Origin of the sequence: Ralstonia mannitolilytica, from assembly GCF_905397375.1 — a bacterium.
In the GTDB taxonomy this organism is placed as follows: Bacteria; Pseudomonadota; Gammaproteobacteria; order Burkholderiales; family Burkholderiaceae; genus Ralstonia; species Ralstonia mannitolilytica.
In genome coordinates this window covers 399912-406624 of the sequence record NZ_CAJPVG010000003.1, presented here as the reverse complement: position 1 = coordinate 406624, position 6713 = coordinate 399912, and the positions used below count along the sequence as shown (strand labels likewise).

Annotated in this window: 6 protein-coding genes, 1 tRNA gene and 2 pseudogenes; 5 read left to right on the top strand and 4 right to left on the bottom strand. The window is 63.7% G+C overall.

What is annotated here, in order from left to right:
• The first annotated feature begins 744 nt into the window (after positions 1-744).
• Positions 745-1785, top strand: coding sequence for a tRNA dihydrouridine(20/20a) synthase DusA (gene dusA, locus KHN96_RS10000; protein ID WP_082063048.1), 1041 nt, complete (start codon positions 745-747; stop codon positions 1783-1785).
• An 86-nt stretch (positions 1786-1871) separates the two neighbouring features.
• Positions 1872-1947 (top strand) — tRNA-His (locus tag KHN96_RS09995).
• A gap of 393 nt (positions 1948-2340) precedes the next feature.
• Here the strand turns inward: KHN96_RS09995 and KHN96_RS09990 are convergent.
• Positions 2341-2598: pseudogene (locus tag KHN96_RS09990) on the bottom strand (4-hydroxylaminobenzoate lyase); the annotation flags it as partial.
• Here KHN96_RS09990 and KHN96_RS22790 point away from each other — a divergent pair.
• A pseudogene (locus KHN96_RS22790) lies at positions 2596-2700 on the top strand (SDR family oxidoreductase); the annotation flags it as partial. The pseudogenes KHN96_RS09990 and KHN96_RS22790 sit on opposite strands and share 3 nt — an antisense overlap.
• Positions 2701-2840: 140 nt before the next feature.
• Here KHN96_RS22790 and KHN96_RS09985 read toward each other — a convergent pair.
• On the bottom strand, positions 2841-3233 hold the full coding sequence (locus KHN96_RS09985; RefSeq protein WP_062739656.1) for a nuclear transport factor 2 family protein: 393 nt from the start codon (positions 3231-3233) through the stop codon (positions 2841-2843).
• Between the two features lie 134 nt (positions 3234-3367).
• On the opposite strand from KHN96_RS09985, the gene KHN96_RS09980 reads away from it, so the two are divergent.
• A complete protein-coding gene (locus KHN96_RS09980) occupies positions 3368-5098 on the top strand; it encodes a dipeptidase (protein ID WP_062739655.1) in 1731 nt (576 codons plus the stop codon).
• 16 nt (positions 5099-5114) lie between these two features.
• Complete coding sequence (locus KHN96_RS09975) at positions 5115-5426, top strand: cupin domain-containing protein (RefSeq protein WP_045786664.1); 312 nt, start codon at positions 5115-5117, stop codon at positions 5424-5426.
• A gap of 310 nt (positions 5427-5736) precedes the next feature.
• On the opposite strand, the gene KHN96_RS22785 is transcribed toward KHN96_RS09975, so the two are convergent.
• Positions 5737-5922, bottom strand: coding sequence for a hypothetical protein (locus KHN96_RS22785; RefSeq protein ID WP_045786665.1), 186 nt, complete (start codon positions 5920-5922; stop codon positions 5737-5739).
• A 135-nt stretch (positions 5923-6057) separates the two neighbouring features.
• Complete coding sequence (lexA, locus tag KHN96_RS09970) at positions 6058-6711, bottom strand: transcriptional repressor LexA (protein ID WP_045786666.1); 654 nt, start codon at positions 6709-6711, stop codon at positions 6058-6060.
• Between the last annotated feature and the right edge of the window lie 2 nt (positions 6712-6713).

The following is a 6713-nucleotide window of genomic DNA, read 5'->3' as shown; positions in this document are numbered from 1 at the left end:
TGATTGGAAGCAGGCGATGAACCAGTTCGCTATCCTCTACGCCGATCGATTCGTTCGACCGTCCGTGTGATTCTCAACTCCGCCTTGAACACGGAAATCCTGACACTCCCCGCTGCCTCGACTTGCTGGTTTTGCCAAGCTTCTTGAGGACGATGCGCGCATCGGCCAAGGCGGTCGCATCCAACGGGTAGCCCCACGCCGGGCGGGCTAGGGTCACCACAGCGCTCAGGTGTGACATGTAGTTTTCGACCGTCTGGGGCTGTACTTTGAGGCTTTGGCCAAAGCTAACATAGTGCGGGCTGGCGATTTGGCTGCAGCGCATGCTTGCAATAGGTGCTCTCTTGATCGCGCCAAGCACCTGCTCTTTGGTGCGGCCGAGCTTGCGGCTGGACTCACGGATGTAGCGGTCAATTACCTCGAAAGCAGGGGGTCTTCCTCTTTGGCTGTTTCGCGCGCCCCAGGCTGCGCAAGCTCTTTCTCTCGTTTCTTGAGCCACGCGCTGGCGGCTTGGGCCCGATCAAACGTCTTTGCCTCCGTATACACGACCACGCCCCTTTCCTTCAGGCGGATCTGCGCTGTGTACCCTATACTCCCGCCCCTGCGTTTTCTCTCAGTGATCGTGCCCATTTGGGCCAGTGCTACGCGCGAGAATTTGGTGCTACATCGTAGCACTGGCGGGTTAAAACGAGCAAAAATGGCAGCAAACGGATGGCAATCACACAGGTTAAGATGGAGTGTAAACGCTTGAATTTGAACAAAAATCCTGTGAAATCAACGCCGAGGCGGATCAGTGTGGCGCCGATGATGGACTGGACCGATCGCCATTGCCGCTATTTCCACCGCCAGATCTCAAAGCACACCTGGCTCTATACGGAAATGGTGACCACCGGCGCGCTGCTCCACGGTGATGTGCCGCGCCACCTCGATTTCGACGAGGCGGAGCACCCCGTGGCGCTGCAGCTCGGCGGCAGCGAGCCGGACGACCTCGCTCAGGCCGCCCGCCTCGGCCAGCAGTGGGGCTACAAGGAGATCAACCTCAACTGCGGATGCCCGTCCGAGCGGGTGCAGCGCGGCGCGTTCGGTGCGTGCCTGATGGCCGAGCCCAAGCTCGTTGCCGAGGGCGTGAAGGCGATGCGCGATGCGGTGTCGATACCGGTCACGGTCAAGCACCGCATCGGCATCGATGCGATCGAGACGTACGACTTCGTGCGCGACTTCGTCGGCACGGTCGCCGAAGCCGGCTGCGAGACCTTCATCGTCCACGCGCGCAATGCCATCCTCAAGGGACTGAGCCCGAAGGAGAACCGCGAGATCCCGCCGCTGCGCTACGAGGTCGTCTACCAGCTCAAGCGCGACTTCCCGCACCTGGAAATCCTGCTCAACGGCGGCGTGCAGACGCTGGAGCAGATCGACGCGCATCTCGCGCAGGTCGACGGCGTGATGATCGGCCGCGAGGCGTATCACCATCCGTACCTCATGGCCGCGTTCGATGCGCGCTACTACGGTGCCGATACCGAAGCGCTCACGCGCGCCGATGTCGAAGACGCCATGATTGCCTACGTCGGCCGCTGGGTGCAGCGGGGTGGCTATGCCGGCGCTGCGGTGCGGCACATGCTCGGCCTGTACCGCGGTGTGGCCGGTGCGCGCGGCTGGCGGCGCGTGCTGTCGGATGCCAAGGCGCTCGGCCGCGTGAAGACGCTGGCCGATGCCCACGCGCTGTTCGATGAGGCGCGCAGCCATCTGCGGCGCGGGGCGGAGTCCGGCGAAGGGGCGGTTGCCGCATAAATTGCGCCACCCCCTAGTCACGCCTGGAGAATGTTTGTATAATCGCGTTTTTCTCCGGTCAGTCAGTTCTGACTGATTAGACGACGGTGGCTGTAGCTCAGTTGGTAGAGTCCCAGATTGTGATTCTGGTCGTCGTGGGTTCGAGTCCCATCAGCCACCCCACCGAATTTCCTGAAGAAACAGCGCCTTATACAAGGCGCTGTTTTTCTTTATGGGCCGCGAACCCGTGAAATATTCCCGCCATGGGAATAGAGCATCGGCGAGCGTCCTGATTGTCCCCTTCCTGTTGTGGTCGCCGAAGCGATTCCGGAATAGCCGGTGCGACAGGGTCATCTCGCAGTTCCGGCGCGAGCGCCAGCCAGCCGTTGTCGATACCGTCGTGAAAGTGCGAGCGTGGAGGCCCGAAAGGGCTGGTGCTTGTGTCCAGCCGCGAGCGAGGGCGACCGGAAAGCGGATAGGTCCCGAGCCACTGTAGAGCGGCCTCCGGCCACGACGCGCGACGTCTGGCACATGCTACGCCCGCGTCGGTGTTTGACTCAGCCAACCGGCGGTTTGCACGACGAGATTGAACTCGCCATAAGGATGCGAGTGGTAGTCACCCCGGAACGCGCCTTCCGGGTTGCCCTGCGTGTTGCCGGTGCTGTTCATCAGCACGGCGGTCACGCTGAAGAAGAGGGTTTCCTCACCGGGCGAAACGAGCCTTGCGCGGCGATATTTCGGGCCGGCTATTTCAACGTTGGCCGCCCAGCCTTCTTCCACGCCCAGCTTGATGGGGCGCGCAAGGTTCTTGTACAACGGGCTGTCGACGCCGTGGTCGCGGCCGTGGCATTTCTTTTGTCAGAGGATGCCGGCTTTATCGCTCGCCAGACGTTGTTCGTTGACGGTGGCGCGTCGGTGGGCAAGGCGGCATTCTGATCGATCGACTGCGGGCCACTTCAAGGCTTGGGGCGGCCACGCGTCGTACGGCAACTGGTGTGAAAGTTTCGACGCCACAGTCGGTTGAACTCTGCCGGTGATGCACCGAAAAAAAGCCCGCGTTTGCGTGCCGCGTGCCTCTAGACGTCGGCGACCACCGTGCCCTGGTGGTAGACCGCCTTCCATCCATCCTCCGTACGCCGCCACAGCGTCGCCCGCCGTGTGGTGCGGTTCGACTGCACCAGCGTGTACGTCAGCAAGTAGTTGTCCGGCGCAATCTCCTGGCAGCGGAAATCGCGCGTCTGCCAGAAGTCCTCACCGATGTGCCTGTGCCGGGCATCGAGCACGCCTAGCACATAGCTGCGGCTGTAGCGTTGCCCAGAGGCACCGACCTCCCAGAAGTCTTCGGTCGTCATGCGCTCGAAATCTTCGCGACGCGTACCGAACTCCGGGCGGTGGAAGATGGGCTCGCGCCGCCGCAGGTCTTCGAGCACGTGGCGCAGCTCGGGGGCGGTATCCAGAGACGGTTCCATGCAGGCCTCCTGGGAAAGCGCCAAGCATAACGATAACGCGCGCGGGCCCCGGCCGGTGTTTTTCGCGCTGCACAATGCATGCCGTGCGCTTCGCCCCTATGATGGCGCCTTCGCCTTTTCCAGAAACCGTTTCGATGCAACGTCCTGCCCGTATTGGCCTGTCTGCCCTGACCATCGCGCTGTCCCTCACGTTCGGCGCCGGGGCCTTGGCCGCCACGCTTCAGAAGCCGCAACTCGATGCGTTGCTCGCCGCCCAGCAATCCAAGGCGTCGGCCGACCTGAACAGCTTCCTCGCCGCGGCCGCCAAGGCTGATCCGCAAGTGGCGGGCAGCGTGGCCGCGTACCAGAAGAAGGCGCCGCTCTCTGGCGACGACCTCGTCAACATCGGCCGGCTTCTCGGCCTTTACAACCGCCTGCACAACCAGCAGGCGGTGATCGGCACGATCGAGAAGATGGTCGCCCTGCCGACGGTGCGCGACGACAAGATCCCGCAGCACGAGAACCCTGCCATCGTCGCATTCGGCAAGCTGGTCGAAGGCATGGCGCAGGACTTCGGCCTGAAGTATCGCAACGTCGACAACCGCGTGTTCGAGGTGACGCTGCCCGGCACGGGCTCCGACGAATTCGGCATCCTCACGCACGCCGACGTCGTGCCCGCCAAGGCGGAGGAGTGGGTGCTCGGTGACGGCACCAAGCTCGACCCGTTCAAGGTCACGCGTGTCGGCAACCTGCTGTACGGCCGCGGCACGATTGACGACAAGGGTTCGATTGCCGCCGCGCTCTATGCCATGAAGACCGTCAAGGACAGCGGCGTACCGCTGGCCCGCACCATTCGCCTGATGATCGAAACCACCGAGGAAACCGGCGGCGACGGCATGAAGTACTACCGTGAGCGCACGCAACTGCCCGCGTACAACATCGTCCTCGACAGCAAGTACCCGGCCGTGGTGGCTGAAAAGGGCTCGGGCGCGCTGAAGGTCGGATTCCCCGCGCAGGCCGGAGATGCCTCGCGCACGGCCATCGTTTCGATGTCGGGCGCAGCGTCGGCCAACTCCGTTCCGCAGACGGCCACCGCCACGCTCAAGGGCGGCGATCTCGGTGCGATCGTCGCGGCGCTAGAAGCCAAGCGCGACGCGTTCGTCAGCGGCCTGGCCGCCCAGGGCAAGTTCTCCATCGACATCACGCGCAATGCGGATGCCGTTGTGGTGAAGGTCACCGGAGCGTCGGCTCACGGCTCGCGTCCGGAAGAGGGCGTCAACCCGCTGCCGCGCCTGGCGTTGTTCCTCAATTCAGCCGATCTCGGCCTGGCCGACAACGCGTATGCCCACGCGGTGCGCTACATCATCGATCTCTACGGGACCGATTACCTCGGCAGCACCATGGGCGTGGCCTACAAGGACGACTTCATGGGCCCGCTCACCATCTCGCCCAACGTGATCGGCGACAAGAACGGCCGCGTTGAGGTCGTCGCCAACGTACGCATGCCGCGCGGCAAGACGCCCGATGCGCTACGCGGCGAGATTGCCGGCAAGATCAACGCCTGGGCCAGTGCCAACCACATCGCGCTTGAAATCACGCACGACCAGGGCAACTGGATGGCGCGCGACCCGAAGGGCGCATGGCTGGCGACGCTGCTCAACATCTATGGCGACACCACCGGCCTCGACGCCAAGCCCGTGCCGACGGCGGGCAGCACCACCGCCAAGCTGATGCCGAATGCCATCAACTTCGGTCCGGCCATGCCGGGCAAGAAGTACACCGCGCACAACGCCAACGAGTACAAGGAAGTGCCGGACCTGGACCTCGACATGCAGATGTTTACCGAGATGCTCGTGCGTATCGGCAACCTGCAGTCGATGCAGTAAGCACCGGCCGATCGCCATGAAGATCATCCGCGCCAAGTCATTCACCGCCGATCGCGCCTGGGGCGCGCTGGACATCGCCAACATGGGTGGCATCACCACGCGCCTGCATTGGACGGATCAGCCTTACCGCTGGCACGTGAACGACGGGGAGGAGGTCTTCGTGGTGCTCGACGGCACCGTCGACATGCATTACCGGGAGGCCGGCAAGGAGAAGGTCGCTACGCTGGCCGTCGGCGACATCTTCTTTGCCGGCGTCGGATGCGAGCACGTCGCACATCCGCGCGGCGCGGCGCGGATCCTCGTCGTGGAAACTGCCGGTAGCGTCTAGCCGCGGGCAAAAAAAAAGCCCGCAGTCAGCGGGCTTCGAATTCAGCGATCTCAATTGCCCCTGAGGGCACTGGCAATACTACTGTCACCCACGCCAAACAAAATCCGGGTAAACGTCTGTTTTGCTGACGGAACATCCGCGAATGTGGCGCTGCGGCAACACGCGGCCTGAAAAAACAGCCCGCTCAAAAGGCGGGCCGAAAATCAGTTGAAGAAAGCCCTGTCCTCAGGGCACGGCCAGTGTATGAAATCAGTTGCGGCGGCAGCATTGGGGTATGCCCTGATCGGCTGCCAAGGCGGGATTCCATCGCTCAGTAACCTTCAGCGCCCGCTGCGCGCGAAGCTGCCGGAATGGCATCCAGCATGCGGCAGATGGCGGCCATGCTGCCTACCATCGTGCGACGCTGTTCCCCTTGATAGATACGCACGCCCTGGGTTTGGCGAAAGGGCACCGGATGCACCGGGCGGCGGCGGGAGGACATCGATCCGAGTCGCATGGCAGACCTCGTGAGTTCGGGTGGAAAGCGGGCGGCAAAACTCCGCCTTGGCGAGCCAGGGCTCACCTCCGGGGTTGAGAGGAACAACGGAGAATGTGGGCGCCGAAGTTCAGGTCGCGACGTGCGCCCGTCGGGTTACGGGGCGGCAGGCCGGATCAGACCGACCGCCAAGCCCTCCAGGTGGAATTCGTCACGATCCAGGTCGACGTGGATCGGTTCGAAATCCGGGTTCTCGGCAATCAGCTCGACATGGCGGCCTTTGCGCTGGAAGCGCTTGACCGTGACATCGTCGCCCAGCCGGGCAACGACGATCTTGCCGTTGGCGGCTTCCGTGGCGCGCTGTACCGCCAGCAGGTCGCCATCCAGGATGCCCGCGTCGCGCATGCTCATGCCGCGCACCTTGAGCAGGAAATCCGGCTGGGCGGAAAACAGCGACGGGTCAACCTGATATTGCCGGTCGATATGCTCGGCCGCAAGGATCGGGCTGCCGGCGGCCACGCGGCCGACCAGTGGAAGCGTCAGCTGCATCAGGCCCATCGACGGCAATGAAAACTGGTGCTGGCCGGCCTCGTCGCCCGCCGTGCGCAGGCGGATGCCGCGCGATGCGCCGGGCGTGAGTTCGATCACCCCCTTGCGCGCCAGCGCCCGCAGGTGTTCTTCTGCCGCGTTGGGCGACGAGAAGCCGAACTCCGCGGCGATCTCGGCGCGTGTAGGCGGAAAGCCGGTGCGCTGGATCGTCTGGCGGATCAAGTCGAAAATCTGCTGCTGGCGGGCGGTGAGGGTGGCCATCG

Coding starts and splice junctions, on each gene's coding strand:
- KHN96_RS09985 (WP_062739656.1), bottom strand. CDS start 3,233: ATGGAACCGTCTCTGGATACCGCCCCCGAGCTGCGCCACGTGCTCGAA.
- KHN96_RS09975 (WP_045786664.1), top strand. CDS start 5,115: ATGAAGATCATCCGCGCCAAGTCATTCACCGCCGATCGCGCCTGGGGC.
- KHN96_RS22785 (WP_045786665.1), bottom strand. CDS start 5,922: ATGCGACTCGGATCGATGTCCTCCCGCCGCCGCCCGGTGCATCCGGTG.
- lexA (WP_045786666.1), bottom strand. CDS start 6,711: ATGGCCACCCTCACCGCCCGCCAGCAGCAGATTTTCGACTTGATCCGC.
- KHN96_RS09980 (WP_062739655.1), top strand. CDS start 3,368: ATGCAACGTCCTGCCCGTATTGGCCTGTCTGCCCTGACCATCGCGCTG.